This window comes from Streptomyces sp. NPDC019224, from assembly GCF_040632605.1.
Taxonomy (GTDB): Bacteria; Actinomycetota; Actinomycetes; order Streptomycetales; family Streptomycetaceae; genus Streptomyces.
This window is the reverse complement of the sequence record NZ_JBEYCF010000057.1, coordinates 1-21,897: the sequence shown is the minus strand read 5'-3', so window position 1 is coordinate 21,897 and position 21,897 is coordinate 1. Positions and strand designations below refer to the sequence as shown.

17 protein-coding genes are annotated in these 21,897 nt (G+C 73.2%); 5 read left to right on the top strand and 12 right to left on the bottom strand.

What is annotated here, in order from left to right; all coding sequences use genetic code 11:
- Positions 1-43: 43 nt before the first annotated feature.
- The 5 genes from ABZ564_RS27765 (at position 44) to ABZ564_RS27745 (ending at position 5,810) form a co-directional block, all read left to right on the top strand.
- A complete protein-coding gene (locus ABZ564_RS27765) occupies positions 44-667 on the top strand; it encodes a type III effector protein (protein WP_360861653.1) in 624 nt (207 codons plus the stop codon).
- Between the two features lie 119 nt (positions 668-786).
- On the top strand, positions 787-2,019 hold the full coding sequence (locus ABZ564_RS27760) for a hypothetical protein (RefSeq protein ID WP_360861651.1): 1,233 nt from the start codon (positions 787-789) through the stop codon (positions 2,017-2,019).
- 274 nt (positions 2,020-2,293) lie between these two features.
- Complete coding sequence (locus tag ABZ564_RS27755; RefSeq protein WP_360861649.1) at positions 2,294-3,529, top strand: lycopene cyclase family protein; 1,236 nt, start codon at positions 2,294-2,296, stop codon at positions 3,527-3,529.
- Positions 3,529-4,260, top strand: coding sequence for a class I SAM-dependent methyltransferase (locus ABZ564_RS27750; protein ID WP_360861647.1), 732 nt, complete (start codon positions 3,529-3,531; stop codon positions 4,258-4,260). Before ABZ564_RS27755 ends, ABZ564_RS27750 begins: the two co-directional genes overlap by 1 nt.
- A gap of 53 nt (positions 4,261-4,313) precedes the next feature.
- Positions 4,314-5,810, top strand: a complete 1,497-nt coding sequence (locus tag ABZ564_RS27745) for an FAD-dependent oxidoreductase (RefSeq protein WP_360861712.1) — start codon at positions 4,314-4,316, stop codon at positions 5,808-5,810.
- Positions 5,811-5,822: 12 nt separating this feature from the next.
- Here the strand turns inward: ABZ564_RS27745 and ABZ564_RS27740 are convergent, their stop codons facing one another.
- The 12 genes from ABZ564_RS27740 to ABZ564_RS27685 all read right to left on the bottom strand — a co-directional run bounded on the left by ABZ564_RS27740 (position 5,823) and on the right by ABZ564_RS27685 (position 21,891).
- A complete protein-coding gene (locus ABZ564_RS27740; RefSeq protein WP_360861645.1) occupies positions 5,823-6,833 on the bottom strand; it encodes a DUF5914 domain-containing protein in 1,011 nt (336 codons plus the stop codon).
- Positions 6,820-7,830, bottom strand: a complete 1,011-nt coding sequence (locus tag ABZ564_RS27735) for a phytoene/squalene synthase family protein (RefSeq protein ID WP_360861643.1) — start codon at positions 7,828-7,830, stop codon at positions 6,820-6,822. Before ABZ564_RS27735 ends, ABZ564_RS27740 begins: the two co-directional genes overlap by 14 nt.
- A complete protein-coding gene (gene crtI, locus ABZ564_RS27730; RefSeq protein WP_360861642.1) occupies positions 7,817-9,391 on the bottom strand; it encodes a phytoene desaturase family protein in 1,575 nt (524 codons plus the stop codon). The genes ABZ564_RS27735 and crtI overlap by 14 nt, the downstream gene beginning before the upstream one ends.
- The gene (locus tag ABZ564_RS27725) at positions 9,391-10,449 is read right to left on the bottom strand and encodes a polyprenyl synthetase family protein (RefSeq protein ID WP_360861710.1); all 1,059 of its coding nucleotides are present in this window, start codon (positions 10,447-10,449) and stop codon (positions 9,391-9,393) included. Before ABZ564_RS27725 ends, crtI begins: the two co-directional genes overlap by 1 nt.
- A gap of 847 nt (positions 10,450-11,296) precedes the next feature.
- The gene (locus ABZ564_RS27720) at positions 11,297-11,836 is read right to left on the bottom strand and encodes an O-acetyl-ADP-ribose deacetylase (protein WP_360861640.1); all 540 of its coding nucleotides are present in this window, start codon (positions 11,834-11,836) and stop codon (positions 11,297-11,299) included.
- Positions 11,837-11,855: 19 nt separating this feature from the next.
- On the bottom strand, positions 11,856-12,320 hold the full coding sequence (locus tag ABZ564_RS27715) for a hypothetical protein (protein WP_360861638.1): 465 nt from the start codon (positions 12,318-12,320) through the stop codon (positions 11,856-11,858).
- A gap of 35 nt (positions 12,321-12,355) precedes the next feature.
- The gene (locus tag ABZ564_RS27710; protein WP_360861636.1) at positions 12,356-13,183 is read right to left on the bottom strand and encodes a hypothetical protein; all 828 of its coding nucleotides are present in this window, start codon (positions 13,181-13,183) and stop codon (positions 12,356-12,358) included.
- Between the two features lie 177 nt (positions 13,184-13,360).
- Complete coding sequence (locus ABZ564_RS27705) at positions 13,361-13,561, bottom strand: hypothetical protein (RefSeq protein WP_360861634.1); 201 nt, start codon at positions 13,559-13,561, stop codon at positions 13,361-13,363.
- A complete protein-coding gene (locus tag ABZ564_RS27700; RefSeq protein WP_360861632.1) occupies positions 13,561-14,319 on the bottom strand; it encodes an SRPBCC domain-containing protein in 759 nt (252 codons plus the stop codon). The genes ABZ564_RS27705 and ABZ564_RS27700 overlap by 1 nt, the downstream gene beginning before the upstream one ends.
- A gap of 32 nt (positions 14,320-14,351) precedes the next feature.
- Positions 14,352-15,599, bottom strand: coding sequence for a cytochrome P450 (locus tag ABZ564_RS27695; RefSeq protein WP_360861630.1), 1,248 nt, complete (start codon positions 15,597-15,599; stop codon positions 14,352-14,354).
- 10 nt (positions 15,600-15,609) lie between these two features.
- Positions 15,610-15,825, bottom strand: coding sequence for an MbtH family protein (locus ABZ564_RS27690; protein WP_360861628.1), 216 nt, complete (start codon positions 15,823-15,825; stop codon positions 15,610-15,612).
- A gap of 3 nt (positions 15,826-15,828) precedes the next feature.
- Complete coding sequence (locus ABZ564_RS27685) at positions 15,829-21,891, bottom strand: amino acid adenylation domain-containing protein (RefSeq protein ID WP_360861708.1); 6,063 nt, start codon at positions 21,889-21,891, stop codon at positions 15,829-15,831.
- Positions 21,892-21,897 lie beyond the last annotated feature (6 nt).

Here is a 21,897-nt window from a genome sequence, read left to right as displayed (position 1 = left end):
ACTGCGATGTCATCCAAACGATGACCATGTGAAGGAGGTGCCCGTGACCCCGGCCGATCAGCCGTCCTCGCCCAGCACCGGCGCTCACGGCCCGGCGTCGTTCCTCGCCGCCGCGGCGGCCCTGCGAGCCATCGACGATGCTCTGCGCGAAGCCCGGCACGGGGCTCCCGACGCTCCGGGGCCCGGTCCGGAACAAGCACTGGCCTCCTTGTCGCTGCTGCGACAGGTGCGCGAGCAGCTCGCCGGATGGGAGACCGGCCTGATCGAAACGGCCCGTGACGCGGGAGCGAGCTGGGCCGACCTCGCCTCTCCCCTGGGGGTCGCCAGTCGGCAGGCCGCCGAGCGCCGCTACCTGCGGGGCCGGCCCGGCCCCGCGGGTACGACCGGCGAGCAGCGTGTCCAAGCCACCCGGCAGGCCCGGGCCGCCGACCGCGACACCGCCGTCCGGGCCCGACGCAACGCGGCCGACCTGCGCCGTCTCGCTGGTCAGATCATCGCGCTCACCGACCTTCCCCCCGCCGCCCGTCACCCGGTCGGTGAGCTCCGCGCGGCTCTCGCCCACGACGACCCCGCCGACCTCATCGCCCCTCTGGCCGCCGCCCGGCGTCATCTGACCTCTGCCCATTCCGACCTGGCCGCCCAGGCCGACAGCCTCACTTCCCGCTGACCCCGCAGATGCCCTGCGCCGGCGGAAGCCGGGGCCCGGACGGCCGTAGGCTCCCTCCGGATCCATCAGCACCGGCTTTCCCAACCACCGGCCATACACGAGATCGTTAGGATCCCCGCATGAAAATCGAACCCGGGATCGCAAAGCTCGTCGAGGATCTGGACGGCGGCGACCCAGAGCTCGTGGCCACGGCGGTCGAGCGGTTGGCGGCCCACGGCGAGCGTGCGCTGCCCCCCTTGTTGGCCGGGGTGGGGGCCGACTACGCGTCCCGGCGTCTCGAGGCGTACGGAAGGGTGCTGAGCCGCATCGGACCGCCGGCCTTCGACGCCGTTCTCGCGGCCGCACGCAGCGGGGAGTTGAACGGCTGGTTCACGGTCCGGCTGCTCCGTGTCTTCGATGAGCGTTGTGCCGGGCGGTACGCGGCACTGGCTCTCGACCCCGACCGTTCGCTGTCGGACTACGGCTTCGCGGGGTTGCTCAGGCTGCGCGTCGACTCCGAGGCCGGACTGCGGGCGCTGGTGGAAAGGGTCGGCCGGAGCGGTCATGTTCCGGGTGAGGCCGGTGAGTACGTCCGGGTCATGTGGGATTCCTTCGCGCCGCGGTTGCGGGAGCTGTGCCGGGATCCGGCTGCTTCCCGGCCGGTACGGCACGGGGCGCTCGGTCTCCTGGTCGAGGGCGGCGGGCTCGACGCGCTCGACGACCGCGCCCGCATGCTGGTGGAGCGGCTGGTGCGGGTGAGACTGCCGGGCAATGTCCGCAACATTCCGGACACGCAGCTCAGCGCCTGGTGGCTGGCCGTGCCCGGGGCGACGTACGAGGGCGTCTTCGAGGCGCTGGGCCTGCACGACCCCCGCCCGGTGACGATCGAGGCGGGTGTGGCGGCCGCGATGTGTGAGGAGATACGGGTGCCGAGCCCAAAGGACCCGGACCGCGGCATCAGCCGGGCCTTCGTGACGCCGGAACTGGACGGCTGGCGGCTGGTGTTCGGCCGGTTCGCCCAGCTCGTCGGCTACGACGACTGGGACGACATGATCGAGACGGTGGAACGCGTCAGCGCCGCGTGCGGCCGGGCCCAGCTCTTCTACGTGGACGACGCCGGCGGCGCGGACATCTGGTTCGCGGCCGAGGACGGCCTGGTGGTCCGGCAGTACGCGGCCGACGGCGGCCCGGAGGAGGCGGACGACGAAGACCCCGATGCCGTGACCGATGGCGTTCGTGAGGCCTGTGGAGCTCTGTCGGTCGACCCGGACCTGGTGGGCGTCCTGGACACGGTCGTACGCGGCCACGGCTGGCTGGCGGTCACCGCACCGGACAGGGGACACGGACAGTTCCCGGGCCTGCTGCCCGTCTGACCCGCCCCTCACCGCCGAGCGGCGTCCCGGTGAGCACGCGTGCCCGTACACCTCCGGCCCCCGCTTCCTCCTCGACCGGCTCGCGGACGTCGCGCCCGTCCGCCGGGTGGAGAACGCGCGGGGCGACGCGCCGTCGCGCGGGGCGCCTCGGATGCGCCGGCGGCCGCGAACCGCCGGTGCGGGGTGCTGGACGTTCGGGCGGCCCCCTTGGAGACTGACCATTCCGCACCTTTTGCCCCAGAGCGGCGGCCGACGACGAGAAACGGCGAACCCGGTGACCAGATGTTCGTCCCAGCCCCCTGTCATCACCTCGGACGTGGTCGTCGTGGGCGGTGGCGCGGCCGGACTCAGCCTGGCATACCGGCTGGCGGCGGACAGCACCCGCACGGTGACCCTGGTCGAGGCTCCGGACGGACCGCTGCGGCCGCCGGGACGCACGTGGTGCTACTGGGAGGAGGGGCCCGGCGACTTCGAGGAAGCGGTGTCCGCCTCGTGGTCGCGCCTACGGGTGCACGGGGCGGACGGGAGCCCCGTCACGGTCGCCCCCTTCCCGATGCGGTACCGCATGCTGCGCTCCGAGCGGTTCGAGCGGCTGGTGCACGCCCGGCTGGCGCAGAGTCCGGGGGCGCAGGTGGTGCGGGCGACCGCCGGGGCGGTGCGCGATGTCCGCGGGGGCGCGGAGGTCCTGTGCACGATGCCGGACGGCGGGGCCCTGACGCTGCGGGCCCGTCTGGTGTTCGACTCCCGGCCCCTTTCCGCCCTTCCGCCGGCCCGTACGCAGTTGCTGCAGCATTTCCGCGGCTGGTTCGTGCGCACGGCCGCGGACCGTTTCGATCCGGAGGTCGCGGACCTGATGGACTTCCGGGTGCCGCAGCCCCGTCATGGGCTGGCCTTCGGCTATGTGCTGCCCCTGGCCCCGGACCGGGCTCTTGTGGAGTACACCCAGTTCTCCCGTGCTCCCCTGGACACCGCGACGTACGACAAGGCGCTGGAACACTACGGCCGCGCCGTCCTGGGCCTGGGCGCATGGGACGTCGAAGCGGTGGAACAGGGCGTCATCCCGATGACCGACGGGCGCTTCCCGCGCAGGGCGGGGCGTGCCGTGTTCCGCATCGGAACCGCGGGCGGCGCCACCCGCCCGGCGACGGGATACACCTTCGCCCCGGTTCAGCGCCAGAGCGCGGCGGTCGCGGCCGGCATCCGCGCGGGGCGGGCGGGCGTGCCTCCCGCCCATGGACGGCGGGCGCTGGCAATGGACGCGGTGCTGCTGCGGGCGCTGGACACCGGACGGATCGATGGGCCGGCGTTCTTCACCGGCCTGTTCCACCGGACGCCCGCGCATCGCCTGCTGCGCTTCCTGGACGGTGCCACCTCACCGTGGGAGGAGTTCGGCATCGGGCTGCGCGGTCCGGTGGGCCCGATGCTGCGGACCGCCGTGGAGATCCCTTTCGTACGCCGTCGCCCCCGGCCCGTACCAGCCGCCTCCGCACCTCGTGAAAGGAGCCGTTGATGGTTCTGCTCCACGACCGCGATCTTGCCCATGCCTTCGACGATGCCGCCCGCACCTACGATCTCCTCACCGCTCTGAACCCCGGCTACCGGGCCGATCTGGCTCGTTCGGCCCGCCGGCTCCAGCTGCCCGGGGCCGGTGAGGGGGCGCACGTCCTGGATCTCGGCTGTGGGACCGGCGCCTCCACCCGCGCCCTTCTGCGTGCCGCGCCGCGCGCCCGGATCACGGCCGTCGACGCGTCGGCCGGGATGCTCCGCCGCGCTCGCGCCAAACGCTGGCCCTCCCGCGTGCGCTTTTTGCACCGGACCGCCGAGCAGGTGTCCGAGTTGGCGGAAGGACCCTTCGACGCGGTGTTCGCCGCCTATCTGTTCCGTAACGTCACGGACCCCGACAGCGTCCTGGCCTCCGTGCGGAGCCGGCTTCGTCCCGGTGGTCGGCTCGCCGTCCACGAGTACGCCCTCAGCGGCTCGGCCGTCCACCGATCGCTGTGGACGGCCGTGTGTCACGGCGTGATCATCCCGTTGGGGACTCTGAGCGGTGACCGTGCTCTCTACCGTCATCTGTGGCACAGCGTGCTGGACTTCGATACGGCCCCGGCCTTCGCCGGCCGACTGTCGCGGGCGGGTTTCACGGGTGTGCGGGTGGCCCCGGCGGCCGGGTGGCAGACCGGGGTCGTGCATACGTTCCTCGCGGCCAACGGCGCTCTCCCGGTCGCGGAGCGCTCCCGGTGAGCGCTCGCCCGCGCGCGGCCCGGCGCGGTCGCGACCGCAAGGCCGAAGTGCTGATGCCCGGGGCCGGCCGCGCCCGGTTCGCCCGCGCCGACGCACCGGAGGTGGCCGTGGTGGGGGGCGGCATCGCGGGGCTGGCCGCCGCGACCGCGCTGGCCGAACGAGGCGCACACGTCACCCTGTACGAACAGGGGGAAGCGCTCGGCGGCCGGGTGACCGGGTGGCGCACCCGTCTCGCCGACGGTTCCACGGCGACCATGAGCCGCGGTTTCCACGCCTTCTTCCGCCAGTACTACAACCTGCGTGGTCTGCTGCGGCGCACCGACCCCGCTCTGGAGCGGCTCACTCCCCTGCCGGACTATCCCCTGCGGCACAGCAACGGGCTGACCGACAGCTTCGCCCGCGTTCCGCGTACACCTCCCCTGAGCGCCCTCGGGTTCGTCGCGCTGAGCCCGACCTTCGGCCCGCGGGATCTCGTCGCGATGAATCCCAGGGCTGCGCTGCCGCTCCTCGATGTGCGCGTGCCGCAGGTCTACGAACGGTTCGACTCGATGGACGCGACCGCCTTCCTCGAGAACATCCGCTTTCCGGAGGCGGCTCACCACCTGGCGTTCGAGGTGTTCTCGCGCAGCTTCTTCGCCGACCCCCGGGAGCTGTCGGCGGCCGAGCTCCTGCTGATGTTCCACATCTACTTCCTCGGCTCCGCCGAGGGCCTGCTCTTCGACGTCCCCGCCGCCCCCTTCCCGCAGTGCCTTTGGGAGCCGTTGGGTGACTACCTCCAGCGCCTCGGTGCACGGGTGCGGACCGGCACGCCGGTGACCGGCGTGCGGCCGCGCGAGGGTTACGGGGCCGAGGTGATCACCGGCTCCTCGGTGAAGCGGCACGATGGCGTGGTCCTCGCCCTCGACACGGGCGGGCTGCGCCGGCTCGTGGATGCGTCGCCCGAGCTCGGTGACCGGGCCTGGCGCGAGGACATCGCCGCCTTGCGTACCGCTCCGCCGTTCCTCGTCTCGCGGCTCTGGCTCGACCGGCCCGTCGACTCCGGCCGCCCCGCCTTCCTCGGCACCAGCGGGTACGACGGCCTGGACAACATCAGCGTCCTGGAGCGCTACGAGGACGAGGCCGCCCGGTGGGCGGCGCGCAGGGGCGGGTCGGTGGTGGAGCTGCACGCGTACGCCGTCGACGGCGGGGCGGCGCGGCGCGAAGTGGAGGCCCGGCTCGTCGGTCAGTTGCACGAGGTCTACCCGGAGACCCGGCGGGCCCGGGTGGTGGACGCCCGTCACGAGTGGCGTTCCGACTGCCCGCTGTTTCCGCCGGGTTCGTACCAGCGGCGTCCCGCCGTACGCGGTCCGCACGGCTGGCTGGCGCTCGCCGGTGACTCGGTGCGCTGCGACCTCCCCGTGGCGCTGATGGAACGCGCCGCCACCACCGGGTTCCTGGCCGCCAACGCCCTGCTCGCCGGCTGGGGCGTCCGGGGCCAGGTGCTGTGGACGGTGCCCCGGGCCGGACGCTCCGCCTCGCTGCGCGCCCTCGGCCGCTTCGCGGAGCGCTGAGGCGGGCCGGGGTCAGCCGGGGAACCGGCCCGTGCTGCGCAGGGCCCAGCGGCGTTCCGCGTAGGCGAGGTCGTCGCGCCACAGGCGGCCCGCGGTGCGGCGCATCAACGGCCGCAGCAACGGGCCGACGGCCCGTCCCAGGGCGAAGCCCCTGCGGTCCGAGGCGGCGACGATCGCCTCGACCACCGCGGTTCTGGGCCGTGCGGCGCGCGCGGCGGTGAGCGGTGTGGCATGGGTCTCCACGACCGAGGTGGCGCCCTCGCCCTCGGTGATGCGCATCAGGACGGTCCGCGGACCGGGAGCGGTGAACTCGGCCCGCACCGGCACGACCAGACGGCTCGTCACCCGGAAGGAGACGTCCACGACGAAGGCGTCGTCGTCATCTTCCCCGGTCGGTGCCCGCTTCACCGTCAGGTCCACGAACGAGTAGGGGTGGAACCACGAGCCGTGCCAGGGGTCGAGCCGGTTGGCGACGACGTCCTGCGGTTCGCACCGGCCCACCGCGGTGAACACGGCGTCGAGCGCGGCGGCCGGGGCGGGGCGGGCAGGAACGGCCGGCCGTTCGGTGGGCTCCTCGCCGCCGAGCGCGTCGAGCCGCACCCACAGCAGGAGGCCGTCGTCGTGCACGGGGTAGGGCTCCCACCCTGCGTACGGGGTGCCGTCGAGGGCGAGTCCGTGCCAGTGGCACACCAGGGTGCCGCATACCACCCGGCTGTCGCGCAGGGGCGCGCCCAGGTGGGGGCAGGCTCCCGGTCCGGCGTGCGGTTCGCCCGTGTCCGAGCGCCACACCACGATTTCGACGCCGCCCACGGTCCTGCCGCACGGGCCGCCACCGGCTCGTACGTCCCGCGAGGCGCCCACGACGAACCAGTTGCCGCAGGGGCGGGCGCGGGCCCGTTCGAGTGCCGCGGCGATCAGGGCGGGGCGGGCCGCCTGCCAGGTGGGGGCCTGCGCCGCCCAGGCGGGTCCGTTGCGCCGGCGCAACGGCGGTGTCCACCGGGCCTCGCGCTCATGTCCGGTCACTGCGCTGTTCCTTCCGCTGGAACGCTCCCGTGCCCGGCACCGTCGTCGGGGCAGGGGCACGCGTACGGGCGCGGCAGCGCGCCGCGATGGTGCGCACGGCCCCGTACGCGGCTGTCGTCGCCCGGCGCCCGCGGGAGACCACCGCCCGGCGGTGGAGCACGGTGTAGTCCTGGTCGGCGATCGCGTCGAGGATGCCGCCGTACAGGGTGAAGGCGGTGCGGATGCAGGGGCGCACCTGCGGGTCGAGCAGCGCGATGCCCGGCTCCGCCTCCTTGTACACGTCCCGGGTCAGGGCTTCGGCCGCGATCAGGGCCGTGCGGATGCGCCGGTCCTGGCGCCCCGTGCGCCGGCTCCACTCCAGCAGCGCCCGGTCCACGCCGTGGGCTGCGAGCAGGTCGGCGGGGAGGTAGACGCGGCCCCTGTCGAGGTCTTCGCCCACGTCCCGGAGGAAGTTGGTGAGCTGGAACGCCACTCCGAGGGCGGCGGCGTGCGGCGCCGCCTCCTCGCGGGGGACGGTCGTGCCGAGCACGGGCAGCATCTGCAGTCCGATGACGGCGGCGGAGCCGTGCATGTAGGCGAGCAGGTCGGTGTAGGCGGGGTAGTCGCTGACGCTGAGGTCGCTGCGCATGGAGACCAGGAAGTCGGCGAAGAGCATGTGGTCGATGGCGTACCGGGCGGCCGTGTCGGCGACGGCCCGGACCACGGGCTCGTCGCCGCCGCCCGAACGCAGGCCGTGCGCGAGGTCGGCCTCCAGGCGTTCCAGCAGCCGGTCGCGCGCGGCGGTGGTCAGACGCCGGTCGAGGTCGTCGACGATGTCGTCCGCCCAGCGGGCGAAACCGTACAGGGCGTGTACCGCGGAGCGGCGCTCCACCGGCAGCAGCCGGGTGGCCAGGAAGTAGGTCCTGCCGTGCCGGGCGTTGAGCTGACGGCAGCGGGTGTAGGCGGCGCGCAGCCCGGGATCGGTGATTCCGGCGGCGTCCAGTTCACGACGGGTCATGGGCGTCTCCGGTGAGGGCGACGGCCGCGTCGTCACCGGCAGCCCGTGAGAGCGATGGCCTGGCGGGCGGCGTGCGGCGGGCGTTGCCGGTGACGCGCGCGGCGGCCAGCTTTCCGCTGATGAGGACGGTGGGCACCCCGACGCCGGGAGTGGTCCCGCAGCCGGCCAGGACCACGTTGTCCAGACCGTTCACCAGATTGCGGGGTCTGAACGGGCCGGTCTGGGCGAACGTGTGGGACACCGAGAACGGGCTGCCCGCCGCGTGGCCCTGGGCGGCCCAGTCGAGGGGGGTGACCAGCATTTCCTCCTGGACGCTGGCCCGGAAGCCCTCCAGGCCGCGGCGTTCCAGGGTGGCGGCGAGGTCGTCCCGGTAGCGCGGCCCGAGAGTGCGCCAGGCGGCGGTGGAGGGGCCGACCTCGGTGTTCGGGCAGGGCGCCAGGATGTAGTGCAGGTGCTTTCCGGGAGGGGCCAGGGTGGCATCGTGGGCGGTCGGCCGGGTGATGAGCAGCGAGGGGTCGCTCATCAGGCGTCCGGTGCGGGTCAGCTCGTCGAAGGTCCGCTCCCACGCCGCGCCGAACGAGAGGGTGTGGTGGGCGAGGCCGGGCCAGGTGCGGTCGGTGCCGGCGTGGAGAACCACCGCGGAGGGCGCCTGACGCAGCCGGACCGGGCGTCGTGGTGAACGTCCCAGAAGTTGGTGGGCGGAGCGCAGTTCGCAGGAGAGCACCACCGCGTCGCAGGCGATCCGCTCCCCCGTGGCCAGGCGTACGGCCGTCACCCGGCCGGCCTGCCGTTCCAGCGCGTGCACCTCGGCCTGCCACCGGAGGTCGGCTCCGGCGTCGCGGGCGGCGTCGGCCATGGCGCGAGGAAGTGCGTGCATGCCGCCCTTGGGGAACCAGACGCCGGCCACGGTGTCCATGTAGGCGATGACGGCGTACGCCGCGAGTGCCTGTGCGGGGGCGACGCCGGCGTAGAGGGCCTGGAAGGTGAAGATCCGGCGGAGCCGGGGGTCGGAGATGAAGTGTCCGATGCGCCGGTCCAGCCGTCCGAAGCCGCCGAGCGCCGCCAGGCGGGCCAGGTCCGGGTGGAGCAGTTGGAGGGGTGAGTCGAAGTTGGTGTCGATGAAGCGCCGCATCTGCGCCCGGTAGAGGCGCTCCAGCCAGTGGCGCAGCCTGCGGTAGGCGACGGCCTGTGCGGGTCCGGCGAAGCGACGGACCTCGGCCTCCATCGCCTCGCCGTCGGTGTGGACGTCGAGTGAGGTGCCATCGGCGAAGGTGGCCCGGTAGGCGGGGTCCAGGGCCATCAGTTCCATGCGCGCGTGCAGGCTGTCCCCGACGGCGGCGAAGGCCTCGTCGGCCAGGTGCGGCATGGTCAGTACGGTCGGCCCGGTGTCCATCCGGAAGCCGCCGAGGTCCACGCGGCCGGCGCGGCCGCCGGGCGAGGCGTCCCGTTCGACGACCGTGACCCGGCGGCCGGCACCGAGCAGGTGGAGCGCGCAGGCGAGGCCGGAGAGCCCGGCGCCGACGACCACGACGTGATCGGTGGGACCGTGGACCGTTTTCATCACGTCTCCTCTCCGGAACGCGGGGTGGGGCCCGCGGCGCGCTCGACGAGCGCGGCGAATTCCTGTCGCACCTCGGGGCTCGCGCCGGTGCCGGTGAAGTGCTGGAGGCTCGCGGCTGTCAGTTCCGCGATCTTCGCCTCCACGGACGCGCGCGCTCCGGTGTGTTCGAGTGCGAATCGCATGCGTTCCACGGTCCGCTCGGAACGGTGGTCGTGGCCCGGGGCGAGCGCGGCAGCGGCGTCGGTGTCCCCGGAGGCGTCGGCGTGGTTGAGCGCGGTGGCGAGGAGATAGGTGGGTTTCCGGGCGCGCAGGTCCTCGCCGGCCGGTTTGCCGGTCAGTGCGGGGTCGCCGAAGGCTCCGAGGAGGTCGTCGCGGAGCTGGAAGGCCAGTCCCGCGCTCCGGCCGGCGGCGCGCAGCGCGTTCAGTGTGTCCTCGTCGGCGGCGGCGAGCGACGCGCCGAGGGCCAGCGGCCGTTCGACCGTGTAGAGGGCGCTCTTGAGCGTGGCGATGGTCAGCGCCTCGTCGAGTGAGAACGCGCCGGCCGCCTGGGCATGGATGTCGCGGTACTGGCCGGCGACCATCTCGCCGCGCATCGCCTGCCACTCCCGGTGCAGCCGCAGGCCGTGCACCGAGCCGAGAGCCGTCTCGGTGAGCAGGTCGTCGGCCCAGGCCAGGGCGAGGTCTCCGGCGAGCACGGCGGCCGAGCGTGCGAACGACTGCGACGAGCCGCGCATCCCGGCCCGTTGGTGCCGGCGTGCGAAGTCGACGTGCATGGCCGGCCCGCCCCGGCGTAGGGGAGATCCGTCCATCACGTCGTCGTGGACGAGCGCGCAGACCTGGAGGAGTTCGAGTGCGGCCCCGGTCCGCAGAACGGCCGAGGCGTCGCCCGTGCCTCCCGCGGCCCGCCAGCCGCACCATACGAACGCGGTGCGCAACCGCTTCCCGCCGCGCCTGACGAAGCCGGTCACCCGGTGCACGACGTCCTGTGCGTACAGGGGGTCGATCCGCCGGGCCCGGCGCAGTCCGGCCTCGAGTACGTCGTCGAGCATCGCCTCCACGGCACCGGTGACCCGGAGGGCGGTGAGCGGCTCCTCGACGAGCCCGGTCCGCTCACCCTGTGGCGGGCACGGGCCGGGCGCCGCAGGACGCTCCGTACTTCCGGTCACCTGCCCACCACCACTTCTGCCGCGTCAGCCGGGATGTGCTGATCCCTGCCCCACGGCGGTGGTGTCCGGCCCCCCGCTCACACCATCGGCCCAGTGGTCCAATGCTTATGGCGGTGCGGTGCCTGGTCCGCGGGGGCGCGGGGAGGGCCGAGTGCCTACGTGGCGGCGGGTGCGCAGTTCGGCACTCCCCTGCGTCTCGAGGACCGTTTCCCCTCGTCCCGCGTCGGGCACGGTACGGGCCGCAAGCCGCTGCCTCCTGCCGCCGCCTTCTCTTCCCCTGTCCCGGTACCCGCCCGGACTCGCTGCCGGCGGCAGAACCACAAGTCCGTCGAGCGAGCGGGCCGCCCGCCGGCCCGTGTCCGAGGGCGTACGGGGGCCGGCCCGTGAGGCCGTGGTCATCGGGCTGACGGCGCAGAACCGCGATGCCCAGGCGGCAGAGCGTGCGCCGCGGTGACGGTCTGTCCGGGGTGCGGGCGGAGCAGCTCACGCCGTGGACCCCGGCGGTTCTGGGCAGCCCCCTGCCTGGTCCGTCCCCGCCCAGCCTCGATGTGCGCCATGGCGAGCACGCAGCCGAGCCGGCCACCTCGCGGAGGGCGGGCGAACGCGTCAGGGGCGAACCGCACGGCCTGCCCGGTTCACCGCTCCAACTGGACTGCGGCTGTGCCGGACCGCGCCGCGCCGGTGGTGCCGGGACCGGCCGGGCATCCTGCGCACGGCCCGCCGGGCGGAAGCCGGGGGCTCAGCCCCGTGCCGCCGCCAGAGCCTTCTCGAACTCCAGGTACGCGTGCGTGTCGAAGAGGACGAACCGCACCTCCTCGACGGGCGCCGTGGCCTCTGCCAGCACGGTACGCACGGCGATTCGGGCTCCGTCGCCCATCGGCCAGCCGTAAATTCCGGTGGAGATCGCGGGGAAGGCCACGGTTCGCGCCCCCAGTTCCGCCGCCACGCCCAGGGCTTCGCGATAACAGGACTCCAGCAGGGCCGTACGGTCCTCGGTACGGCTCCATACCGGGCCGACCGTGTGCACGACCCAACGGGCATCGAGCTTTCCGGCTGTGGTGGCGACCGCCCGCCCCGTGCGCAGCCCCTTGCCGTACCGCGAGGCGCGCAACTCCCGGCACGCCGCCAGGATTTCGGGGCCGCCGCGGCGGTGGATCGCACCGTCCACCCCTCCGCCGCCGAGCAGGGAGGAGTTCGCTGCGTTGACGATGGCATCGACGGACTGCCGCGTGATGTCCCCTCGTACAAGGGTGACGGTAACGGCGGAGGGTGTGCTCATGCGGCCATCATGCCGTGGTTCACGGTGCCGTAGGATCCGACCCCGCGCGGCGGGTACGGAGATCCGCAGGGCGCAGGGACAGAAGCAGATCGCGTGGTCCGGACCGGTCGACCGGATCCTGCTCGGCCCCTTTCCTTCGCTCAAGAGTGAGGCGTCCGCACTGTACCCACCCCGCGCCGCTCCCGGACTTCAACTTCACGATGAGCTGGCTCCTCTTCCACCGGGCGGGAAGACCGGACTGCTCGTAGAGCCGGTCGAACTGCGGCTCGTCGACGGCATGTATCTCCAGCGCTTCGTAGCGGGTGACCAACTGCATCGCGTGGACGTCTTCGAAGAGCAGGTCGAGCCGGTCCGTGTGCTCTCCCCACGGCATGGAACACAGCAGCAACTGCGAATGCCCCACACCGTAGCGCCAGACGCGAAAGGTGCGCTCGGTGCTGAACAGCGGGGTGGTGGGAGCAACGCTCATCCCGGACTCGCTCATCCTTGGTGCCGCCTCTCGTACGCGAACCCGGGAACTCAACGACCATCGCTGCGTCGGGGTTCCCGTGGACCCGAGCGGCCGGGCTCCGGACCCCGAGGGCGCCGCGCCCTCACCGGGCCGCCCCCCCAGCAGTCGGGCTGAGCTCCGAGGGGTCCGGGTCCGTCCGCGAGCGTGCGCAGAGTGCGGGACAGTGTGCGGACCAGTGAGGCCACGGTGCGTCGTGCGCGCGGGGTGTCCGGGTGAAGGGTGTTCAGGTGGAGCCCGCTGCGGGTGCGGTGGAACCAGGACAGGTTTCCGTTGCAGGCCGGGGACCACAGGTGTACCGCCGCGGCGCTCGTCGCAGGGTGTTCGGCCCCGGGGGCGGTGCGGTAGTCCAGGTAGGAGAGGAAGCTGACTGAAGGGTAGGCGGCTACCGGGTCGTCCGTGTGGCCGAGCAGTCGCTGTGCGCGTACGAGGTGGATGTCGGCCTGTTGCCGTCCTGCTTCGAAGGCGGTGCGTGCCAGGGGGAGCAGAGCGGTGAGGGGCAGGTGGCGCGGGGCGGGGATCTCGACGGGGACGGCGTTGACGAACCAGCCGATGGAGCGGGCGTACTGGTGCCGGCCGCGCAGGCTGACGGGGACGAGGGCCCGGTAGGCGTCGGGGCCGCCTTCGTCCCGGACGGAGGCGGCCATGGCGGCGAGGAGTCCCGTGAACAGCGTGCCGCCGGACTCGCGGCACGCTGTTTCCAGCTGCTGGGCGCCAGGGGCGCGGACAGCAGGGTGCGGGTGTGGTTGACCGGTGGGAGGGAGGCGTTCCTCGAGAACCGCGCCCAGCTCCATCAGCGCAAGGGAGTCCAGCCCAAGTTCGTCGCCGGGAAACACCACCTGCCTGTTCCTTCTCCGGCCGGCCCGACGATCGAGAAGGCGCCGGTCCTCGGAAGGGCGGAATGCCCGAGCCGGGACGTCCGCTGAGACTGCGGCCGACGGTCACGGCAGTCGGCCGGGATCTCGGCATCAGCTCGGAGCGCGCGTCGGGCTTCGCGGGTGCAGTGCCGGACCGGGCTACCAGCCGCGGCGCTGCCGCACCGGGCCGAGCTTGTCGGTGAGCGCCGAGAGGAAGGCCGGGAGCTTGTCGACCATGGCCTTGGGGACCGGGGTGGTCTGGACGGTGCCTCTCCTCAGGTCCTCGACGACGAGGGCGTAGGTGCCGTTCTCCTCGACGAGTTCGGCGGCGAACAGCAGTTTCTGCGTGGAGGTTTCCATCAAAGCTCCTGGGTGGGGGTGTCGTTGAGCCAGGCGTTCCACGCCTTGGTGGCCTGCTGCTCGTCGGCGTGCTCGGCGAACAGGTGGTGTCCGAGCCAGATCGGTACGTTCCAGGTGCTGCCGTTGAAGAACCGGTACAGGGCGTCCGGGCCGCGCAGGCCGACGAAGTCGGTGCTGAGCCAGTCGACGGTCACCTCCACGGGTTCGTCCTCCGGGCCCGGGGCCCCGAGGACGAACCGGTCGCCGACGACCGCGTCGTCGGCGATTCCCAGACGCCGGCGCAGGGCGGCGAAGTCGCCCGGGTCGGCAGTGGGCTCGGGGCGCTGGGCCCGGACGTAAACGGCGGGGCTGCCGGCGAAGTGCCGGAGGTACTCGGCGAGGGCGTGCTGGTGGAAGTCGACGTACTTCTCGGCCACGTCCGTCTTGGCGTCCCAGTTCCAGGCGTCGTCGACCACGCCCGTGTGCACCCAGTGGATGCCCATCCGCAGGTGGCTCGCGGTGCCGTCGGCCGGCTCGATGCGGTAGCTGAGCGTGTTGGAGAACCCGTCGTCCTGCGTCGCCCGGAGCGCCAGATGGTGCGGTGGCTCCCACGCCACGACGGTGGCGTCTCCCCGTGTGGCCTTTCCGCCGAGGCGCGGCTCGATCTCCATCGGGTAGAGCCAGCCGAGGTTGCCGGTGCCGGTGGCCACCGCGTTCCAGACCTGCTCGGGTGTGGCGGGCAGGTCCTGCTGCCTGCTGACCTCGAACTCTCGGGCCATGGTGGGTACAGCTCCTTCGTCGTCGTTCACGGTCAGTAGGTGAGCGGGAGGGCGCTCAGGCGTCGTTGCAGCGGGTTGGGCCGCCAGTCGAGCACCGCTCCGTCGGCGATCCGCAGGCCGGGCAGCCGGCGCACCAGGGTGCCGACGGCCACCTCCGCCTGCAGCTTGGCCAGCGGGCCGCCGAGGCAGAAGTGCGGTCCGTGGCCGAAGCTGAGGTGCCGGTTGCCCGGGCGGGTCAGGTCGAGCCGGTCGGGGTGCTCGAAGCGCTCGGGGTCGCGGTTGGTGGCGCCGAGGAACAGGTACACCAACTCGCCCTCCCGCAAGGTCCGTCCGCCGATCTCCAGGTCCTCGGCGACGACCCGGACGATCGCCTGGGTCACCGTGTCGTAGCGGGCCAGTTCCTCGACGGCGCCGCGGGTCAGGCCGGGGTCGGCACGCAGCCTGGCCAGCTGGTCCGGATGGCGCAGGAGGGCCAGCACGCCATTGGAGATCAGGTGCGTGGTGGTCTCGTCGCCCGCGGTGATCAGGACGAAGCAGGTGGAGAGCAGCTCGGAGTCGGTGAGCCGGTCGTCCTGTGCCTGGGTGGCGACCAGGGCGCTGATCAGGTCGTCGCCCGGTTCACGCCGGCGCTGCCGGATGAGCCCGGACAGATACTCCTCGTACTGGTCGATCGCCGCCTCGGACTTGTCGATGTCCTCGCTGAGCCGGCCGAAGCGGCGGAACCAGTTCTTGACCCGCGGCCGGTCCTCGTCGGGAATGCCGAAGAGCTCGCAGACGACGGACATGGGCAGCGGGGAGGCGACCGCCTCGATCAGGTCCATGCCCGGCCCTGCCGCGACCGCCTCGTCGATGAGCCGGTCGACGATCCCCTGGACACGGTCGCGCAGGGCCTCGATGCGGCGGGCGGTGAAGGCCTTGTTGGCCAGTTTGCGCAGCCGGGCGTGGTCGGGCGGGTCGGTGTTGGTCATCACCCGGCCGAGTCGCTCGGTGAGCCGGCTGAGCGCTTTGAGGTCGCCGCCGAGCGCGCTGTAGGCACGGGTCATCCTGTCCCGGTCGTTGGACAGCCGCAGGTCGCTCAGCGCCGCCTCGACGTCGGCGTACCGGGTGAGGTACCAGACGCCCTGGGGGCTGCGGTGGACCGGGTCCTCGCGCCGCATGCGGGCGTAGAACGGGTACGGGTCCCGCCGGGCCTCGGGGGTGAGCAGGGCCGCGGCGAGGTCGTCGGGCCGGGCGGGGCCCGCGGCGTCGCGGGCCCCGTCCAGTGTTTCGGTGGAGGTCATGTGGGCCGCGCTACCGCTGGGCTTCCATGGCATCGGCGAGGCTCTTGGGCCGCATGTCGGTCCAGGTCCGCTCGATGTGCTCCAGGCAGGCGGCGTGGGTGTCGGGGCCGTAGGACACGGTCCAGCCGGCCGGGACGTCCGCGAACTGCGGCCAGAGCGAGTGCTGGTTCTCGTCGTTGACGAGGACGAGGAAGGTGCCGTCCTGGTCGTCGAAGGGGTTGGTCATGGGTCAGTCCTCCTGAAGGGAAAGGGTGGTGTCACCGGCTTCGCCGGTGGCTCGGGCGATCCTGGCGGCCAGGACCGGTCCGATCTGGGCCAGCGACCCGGCCTGGGTCATCTGGTCGTGCCGGGTGGTGATCTCGTGGGATTCGATCCGGCCCGCGATGTACGGGCGCCAGACCTCCGGACCGGCGTCGTCCTGGCCCCGGTCGATCGTGGAGTTGAACAGCAGCAGGTCGCCGTCGTAGGTGCCGGGGACGAAGTCGACCGCCAGCTTCGCGTTGTTGATCATGATCTCGACGATGACCTCGACCTGCCGCTCGTCGAGCCCGGCCAGGGCGCTGCCCCGCCGGTTCAGCACCTCGGCGACCTCGGCGTAGGTGATGTCGCGGTCGCCCAGCTCGTCGGGGTCGACGTCCAGCACTCCGACGAGCACGTCCCGCACGGTGGGCACCGGCTCGTCCTCGAAGCGCACGTCCTTCACCGGGTAGGCGTCGAGGACGGCGAGCAGCGCGGTTCGTTCGCCGCGCGCCTGGAGTTCGCAGGCGAGCGCGTGGGCGATCAGTCCGCCCGCGGACCAGCCGAGCAGCAGGTAGGGCCCCTGCGGCTGGACCTTCTGGATGTGGTCGGCGTAGTCGGCCGCCATTTCCTCGTACGAGGACGGCAGCGGTTCGGGCCGGCCGAGGCCGCGCGCCTGGAGGGCGTAGACCGGGTGCTGGGGGCCGACGTGGTTCAGCAACCCGCTGTACGACCAGCTGATGCCGCCGCCGGGGTGGACGCAGAACAGCGGTGTCCCGGTCCCGGTCGAACGCAGCGGAAGCAGTACGTCCAGCGCGTCGTCCGGGTTGTTCATCGCCAGGCGTTCGGTGAGCCCGGCGACGGTCGGCGCCTCGAACAGCAGGCGCAGCCCCAGTTCCAGGCCGAGGGTCTCGCGGACCCGGGAGGCCAGCCGGGCGGCCAGCAGCGAGTGACCGCCCAGGTCGAAGAAGCCGTCGTCGATGCCCACCTGCTCCCGTCCGAGCACTTCGGCGAACAGGCCGCACAACAGTTGCTCCTGCGGTGTCCGGGGGCCGCGTCCGGCGTCCGCCGCCCCGTATTCGGGGGCGGGCAGGGCGGCACGGTCGAGCTTGCCGTTGGCGGTCAGCGGCAGTGCGTCCAGCGTGACGAACGCCGCCGGCACCATGTAGTCGGGCAGTTCCCGGCGCAGCCGGCCGGACAGCTCGGCGGTCTCGGGTGCGCCCTCGGGCGCGGGCACCAGGTAGGCCACCAGCCGCTTGTCGCCGGGCCGGTCCTCGCGGGCGACCACGGCCGCCTGCGCGACGCCCGGGCAGCCCGCCAGGACGGCCTCGACCTCTCCGGGCTCGATCCGCTGACCGCGCAGCTTGACCTGGTGGTCGACGCGCCCGGCGAACTCCAGCGTGCCGTCGGGAAGCCACCAGGCGAGGTCGCCGGTGCGGTACATGCGGCTCCCGGCCGGACCGTACGGGTCGGCGGTGAAGCGCTCCGAGGTGAGGCCGGGCCGGCCGAAGTAGCCGCGGGCCACCCCCGTCCCGGCGAGGTACAGCTCACCGACCATGCCGGCCGGCAGCGGACGCAGCCGGTCGTCGAGCACGTAGGCGCGCATGTTCGCCATCGGCCCCCCGATCGGCACCGTCGCGGCGTTCTCGGGGAGGCCGTGCACCTGGTGGCAGGTGGCCAGGGTGGTGGCCTCGGTGGGTCCGTAGCCGTTGACGACCTCGATGCCGGGGCAGGCCGTGAGCACCCGGGCGGCGGCGGCCGGGGAGACCACGTCACCGCCGGTCCACACCTCGCGTACCCCGGCGAGCAGGCCCGGGCGGTCCTCGGCGACCAGCCGGAACAGCCCGGCGGTCAGCCACAGTCCGGTCACGCCGTGCGTGGCGATCGTGTGCTGCAGCAGGTCGAGGTCGAGTTGCCCGGGCGGTGCGACCACGACCCGGCCGCCGTTGAGCAGCGGAACCCACAGCTCGTACGTCGAGAGGTCGAAGGCCGTCGGGGAGTGCATCAGCACCCGCTCGTGTCCGCCGCCGCGCCATTCGGGGGTCAGCGCGAGGCCCACGACGTCCCGGTGGGTGACGGCCACGCCCTTCGGCCGCCCGGTGGAACCGGAGGTGTACATGATGTACGCCAACTGCCCTGCCTCGCAGGGGACTTCCACGGGTGACGGATCCCCGTCCACGGACTGCAGCAGCGCGGTGAGCACTTCCCGGGTGAGGACCAGCGCGGCTCCGCTCTCCCGCAGGATCATGTCGATCCGGGAGGAGGGGAAACGGGGGTCCAGCGGTACGTAGGCGCCGCCGGCCTTGATCACGGCCAGGATCGCCACGACCAGATCGGCGGAGCGGTCCAGCATGACCGCGACCGGAGTCTCCGGCCGTACGCCCTGGCGGATCAGCGCCCCCGCCAGGCGGTCGGCCCGCAGGTCGAGCTCCGCGTAGGTCAGCTCGGTGCCGTCCGCCACGACCGCGACCGCGTCCGGAGTGGTCCGCACCTGGCGGGCGAAGAGGGCGGGCACCGCGTCCGCCGGCAGCTCCGCGGCCGTGTCGTTGAACTCGTGGAGCAGCCGGTGGCGTTCCGCGTCGGACAGGAGGTCGATCCGGCTGATCGGCCGGTCAGGTTCGGTGACCGCCGCGCGCAGCAGGCGGGCCCAGCGCTCGAACAGCAGCTCCACGGTGGAGGCGTCGAAGAGGTCGGTGGCGTACTCCACCGCGCCTACCAGACCGGCTGCGGCGCCGTCCGGACGGAACTGCTCGGCCAGGCTGAACGTCAGGTCGACCCGTGAGGTTCCCGTCGGCGCCTCCAGGTGGCCCGTCTCCAGCCCCGGCAGCGTGAAGTCACCGAGCGGCGCGTTCTGCAGCGCGAGCATGACCTGGAACAGCGGGTGGTGGGCCAGCGACCGCACCGGATTGGCCACCTCGACCAGGTACTCGAACGGCACGTCCTGGTGGTCGTACGCGGTGAGTGCCTTCTGCCGTACCCGGCCGAGCAGTTCGGCGAAGCCGGGGTCGCCGCCGGTGTCGGTACGCAGCACGAGGGTGTTGACGAAGAAGCCCACGAGCTCGTCCAGCGCCTGGTCGGTCCGGCCGGCGATCGGGCTGCCGATCGGAATGTCCGTACCGGCGCCGAGCCGGGTGAGCAGGGCGGCGAGGCCGGCCTGCAGGACCATGAACATGCTGGCGCCGCGCGCGGTGGCCAGCTCGCGCAGTGCCTGGTGCAGCTCGGGGTCCAGGCCGACCACGACGCGGTCGCCCCGCTGGGAGGCCACCGGCGGCCGGGGCCGGTCGGCGGGCAGGTGCAGCTGCTGCGGAATGCCCGTCAGCTCCGCCTTCCAGTAGTCCAGCTGGCGGGCGAACAGGCTGTCCGGGTCGGCGGTGTCGCCGAGCAGGTCGCGCTGCCAGCGGGTGTAGTCGGCGTACTGCACCGGCAGCGGGGACCACTGCGGCGCCTCGCCCCGGCAGCGTGCCGCGTAGGCCGTCGCGAGGTCGCCGGAGAGCGGCCCCATGGACCAGCCGTCGGCGGCGATGTGGTGCACGACGACCAGCAGTACGTGCCGGTCGGGGGCGAGGGCGTACAGCTCGGCCCGGATCGGCGGCTCCGCCGCGAGATCGAAGCCGCGCCGGGCGGTGCCCGCGAGCCGCTCGGCCAGCAGGCTCTCGTCGATCTCGGTCACGGGCAGCGCCGGGTGCGCCTCCGCGGCGCTCAGCACCACCTGGTACGGGACGCCGTCGGTCTCGCGGAAGACCGTCCGCAGGCTCTCGTGCCGGGCGACCACGTCCGCGAGCGCGGCGTGCAGGGCCGGCCGGTCGAGGCCACCGTCCAGGCTGAGCGCGAGCGGCATGTTGTAGGTGGCGCTCGGCCCGTCCATCCGGTGCAGGAACCACAGGCGGCGCTGGGCGAACGACAGCTCCACCCGCTCCGGGCGGGGCCGGGCGGTCAGGGCCGGACGCGCCGCTCCGGCACCGTCCAGGCCGGCCGCCAGTGCGGCCACGGTCGGGGTCTCGAACAGGGTCCGGACCTCCAGTTCCGCGCCGAGGGTGGCACGGACCCTTGAGGCCAGGCGGGTCGCCAGCAACGAGTGTCCCCCGAGGTCGAAGAAGCTGTCGTCGACCCCGACCTGTGCGAGACCGAGCACCTCCGCGAACAGCTCCGCGAGAAGTTGCTCCTGCGGGGTGCGCGGCGCCCGCCCGGCCACGGCGGGGCCGAGGTCGGGGGCGGGCAGCGCACGGCGGTCGAGCTTGCCGCTCGCCGTCAGGGGCAGCGAGTCCAGGGCCACGAACGCCGACGGGACCAGGTAGTCGGGCAGCCGCCCGCGCAGCCAGTCGCGGAGTTCCCCGAGGAGGGCGCCGGTGCTGCGGCTGCCGGTCGGGCGGTTGGTCAGCGACGACAACGCCCTGCCGGGGCCGCCGGCAGGCCGGTACTGCCCGGCCGGGGAGCCGTGGCCCGTCCCGGGGTCGGCGAGGACGACGTCCACGGCGTCGGGTGCGAGCGCCGACCAGGTGACGGTCACCGTCCGGCCGAACTCCCGCCCGAGGGCGTGGAAGTCCTCCGGGTCGGGCAGGCCGCTCTCCTCCTCCGGGGCGTGCAGCCGCCGCAGCAACTCCTCGAGCGTCCCCTCCCCGTCCCGCACCGCCCGGGCCAGGGCGGCTTCCCGGGCCACACGGCGGTTCGGCACCCCGGTGATCCGCAGCACCTCGGGCGGCTGCCCGTCGAGCAGTTCGCGCAGGCCGGCCGGGCCGTCGACCTGCCGCCCCCACGCCAGCTCGACGGCCCGGCCCGGGGTCTCCGGGCCGACCGGTGCCTTGCGCAGCGTCACGTCGTAGCGGTATCGGGTCAGCTCGTTGTGGTGACGGCCGCGCTTGACCTCCACGGTCACCGCGCCGATCTCCGTACCGTGCTCGCGCAGGGCGGCGAAGAAGTCCGGGTCCACCAGGAGTTCCTTCTCCACCCTGACCGCCTGTTCCACCGCCCGGCGGACGGCCCCGGGGTCGGCGTCCTCGGCGGTCCGGTGCAGTTGGACGGCGGTGGCCAGCGAGCGCAGCAGCCGCAGGTTGCGGACGTCACCGACGAAGAGCGCCCCACCGGGGGCGAGCAGCCCCATCAGCTTCCCGATCACGTCCGCGAGGTAGTCCGCGGACGGGAAGTACTGCACCACCGAGTTGATGACGATGGTGTCGAACGCGCCGGCCGGCAGCCCTTCGGTGTCGTGCGCCGGACGGGTCTGGAGCACCACCCGCCCGGCCAGCCGTTCCTCCCCCGCCACCTGGGCGGTGAGGGCGTCGATCGCGGTGGCGGAGAAGTCGGTCGCCCAGTAGCTGTCGCAGTGAGGTGCGATCTGCGAGAGCAGCAGCCCGGTGCCGACGCCGACTTCCAGTACCCGGCGGGGGCGCAGGGCCAGGATGCGGTCCACGGTGGCGTCACGCCACTCCCGCATCTGCTCGACGGGGATCGGGCCGGCGTCGTAACTGCTGTTCCAGCCGACGAAGTTGTTTCCGAAGGCGGCTTCCCCGGGGGCGATCGGCAGGGCGTCGTAGATGTCCTGCCACTCCCCCACGTGGTCGGCCTCCAGCCCGCTGTCGCGGGACGGGTCCTGGTGCGGTACGACGTAGCCGACGAGCCGGTCGTCCTGACCGAGTACGGCGGCCTGGGCGACGGCGGGGTGCTCGGCCAGCGCGGCCTCGACCTCACCGGGCTCGACCCGGAAGCCCCGGACCTTCACCTGGTCGTCGGCGCGGCCCACGTACTCCAGCTGGCCGTCACCCAGCCGGCGGACCAGGTCGCCGGTGCGGTACATGCGCTCACCGGGTCCGAACGGGCAGGCGACGAACCTGCCCGCCGTCAGGCCCGGCCGGTTCAGGTACCCGCGCGCGAGTCCCGCGCCCGCGACGTACAACTCCCCCGTCACGCCCGGCGGTACCGGGCGCAGCCGGTCGTCCAGCACATAGACCCGTGCGTTGGCGATCGGCCGGCCGATCGGCGGCACGCCCGTGCCCGGGGACAGCGGGTCGCTCATGGTCGCGCAGACGGTCGTCTCGGTCGGGCCGTACGCGTTGATCATCCGGCG

What these genes read in the sequence shown, in the direction of transcription:
- ABZ564_RS27685 (WP_360861708.1), bottom strand. Translation starts at nt 21,891, where the DNA reads ATGATCAACGCGTACGGCCCGACCGAGACGACCGTCTGCGCGACCATG.
- ABZ564_RS27705 (WP_360861634.1), bottom strand. Translation starts at nt 13,561, where the DNA reads ATGGAAACCTCCACGCAGAAACTGCTGTTCGCCGCCGAACTCGTCGAG.
- crtI (WP_360861642.1), bottom strand. Translation starts at nt 9,391, where the DNA reads ATGAAAACGGTCCACGGTCCCACCGATCACGTCGTGGTCGTCGGCGCC.
- ABZ564_RS27700 (WP_360861632.1), bottom strand. Translation starts at nt 14,319, where the DNA reads ATGGCCCGAGAGTTCGAGGTCAGCAGGCAGCAGGACCTGCCCGCCACA.
- ABZ564_RS27735 (WP_360861643.1), bottom strand. Translation starts at nt 7,830, where the DNA reads ATGACCCGTCGTGAACTGGACGCCGCCGGAATCACCGATCCCGGGCTG.
- ABZ564_RS27760 (WP_360861651.1), top strand. Translation starts at nt 787, where the DNA reads ATGAAAATCGAACCCGGGATCGCAAAGCTCGTCGAGGATCTGGACGGC.
- ABZ564_RS27750 (WP_360861647.1), top strand. Translation starts at nt 3,529, where the DNA reads ATGGTTCTGCTCCACGACCGCGATCTTGCCCATGCCTTCGACGATGCC.
- ABZ564_RS27695 (WP_360861630.1), bottom strand. Translation starts at nt 15,599, where the DNA reads ATGACCTCCACCGAAACACTGGACGGGGCCCGCGACGCCGCGGGCCCC.
- ABZ564_RS27720 (WP_360861640.1), bottom strand. Translation starts at nt 11,836, where the DNA reads ATGAGCACACCCTCCGCCGTTACCGTCACCCTTGTACGAGGGGACATC.
- ABZ564_RS27715 (WP_360861638.1), bottom strand. Translation starts at nt 12,320, where the DNA reads ATGAGCGAGTCCGGGATGAGCGTTGCTCCCACCACCCCGCTGTTCAGC.
- ABZ564_RS27745 (WP_360861712.1), top strand. Translation starts at nt 4,314, where the DNA reads ATGCCCGGGGCCGGCCGCGCCCGGTTCGCCCGCGCCGACGCACCGGAG.
- ABZ564_RS27690 (WP_360861628.1), bottom strand. Translation starts at nt 15,825, where the DNA reads ATGACCAACCCCTTCGACGACCAGGACGGCACCTTCCTCGTCCTCGTC.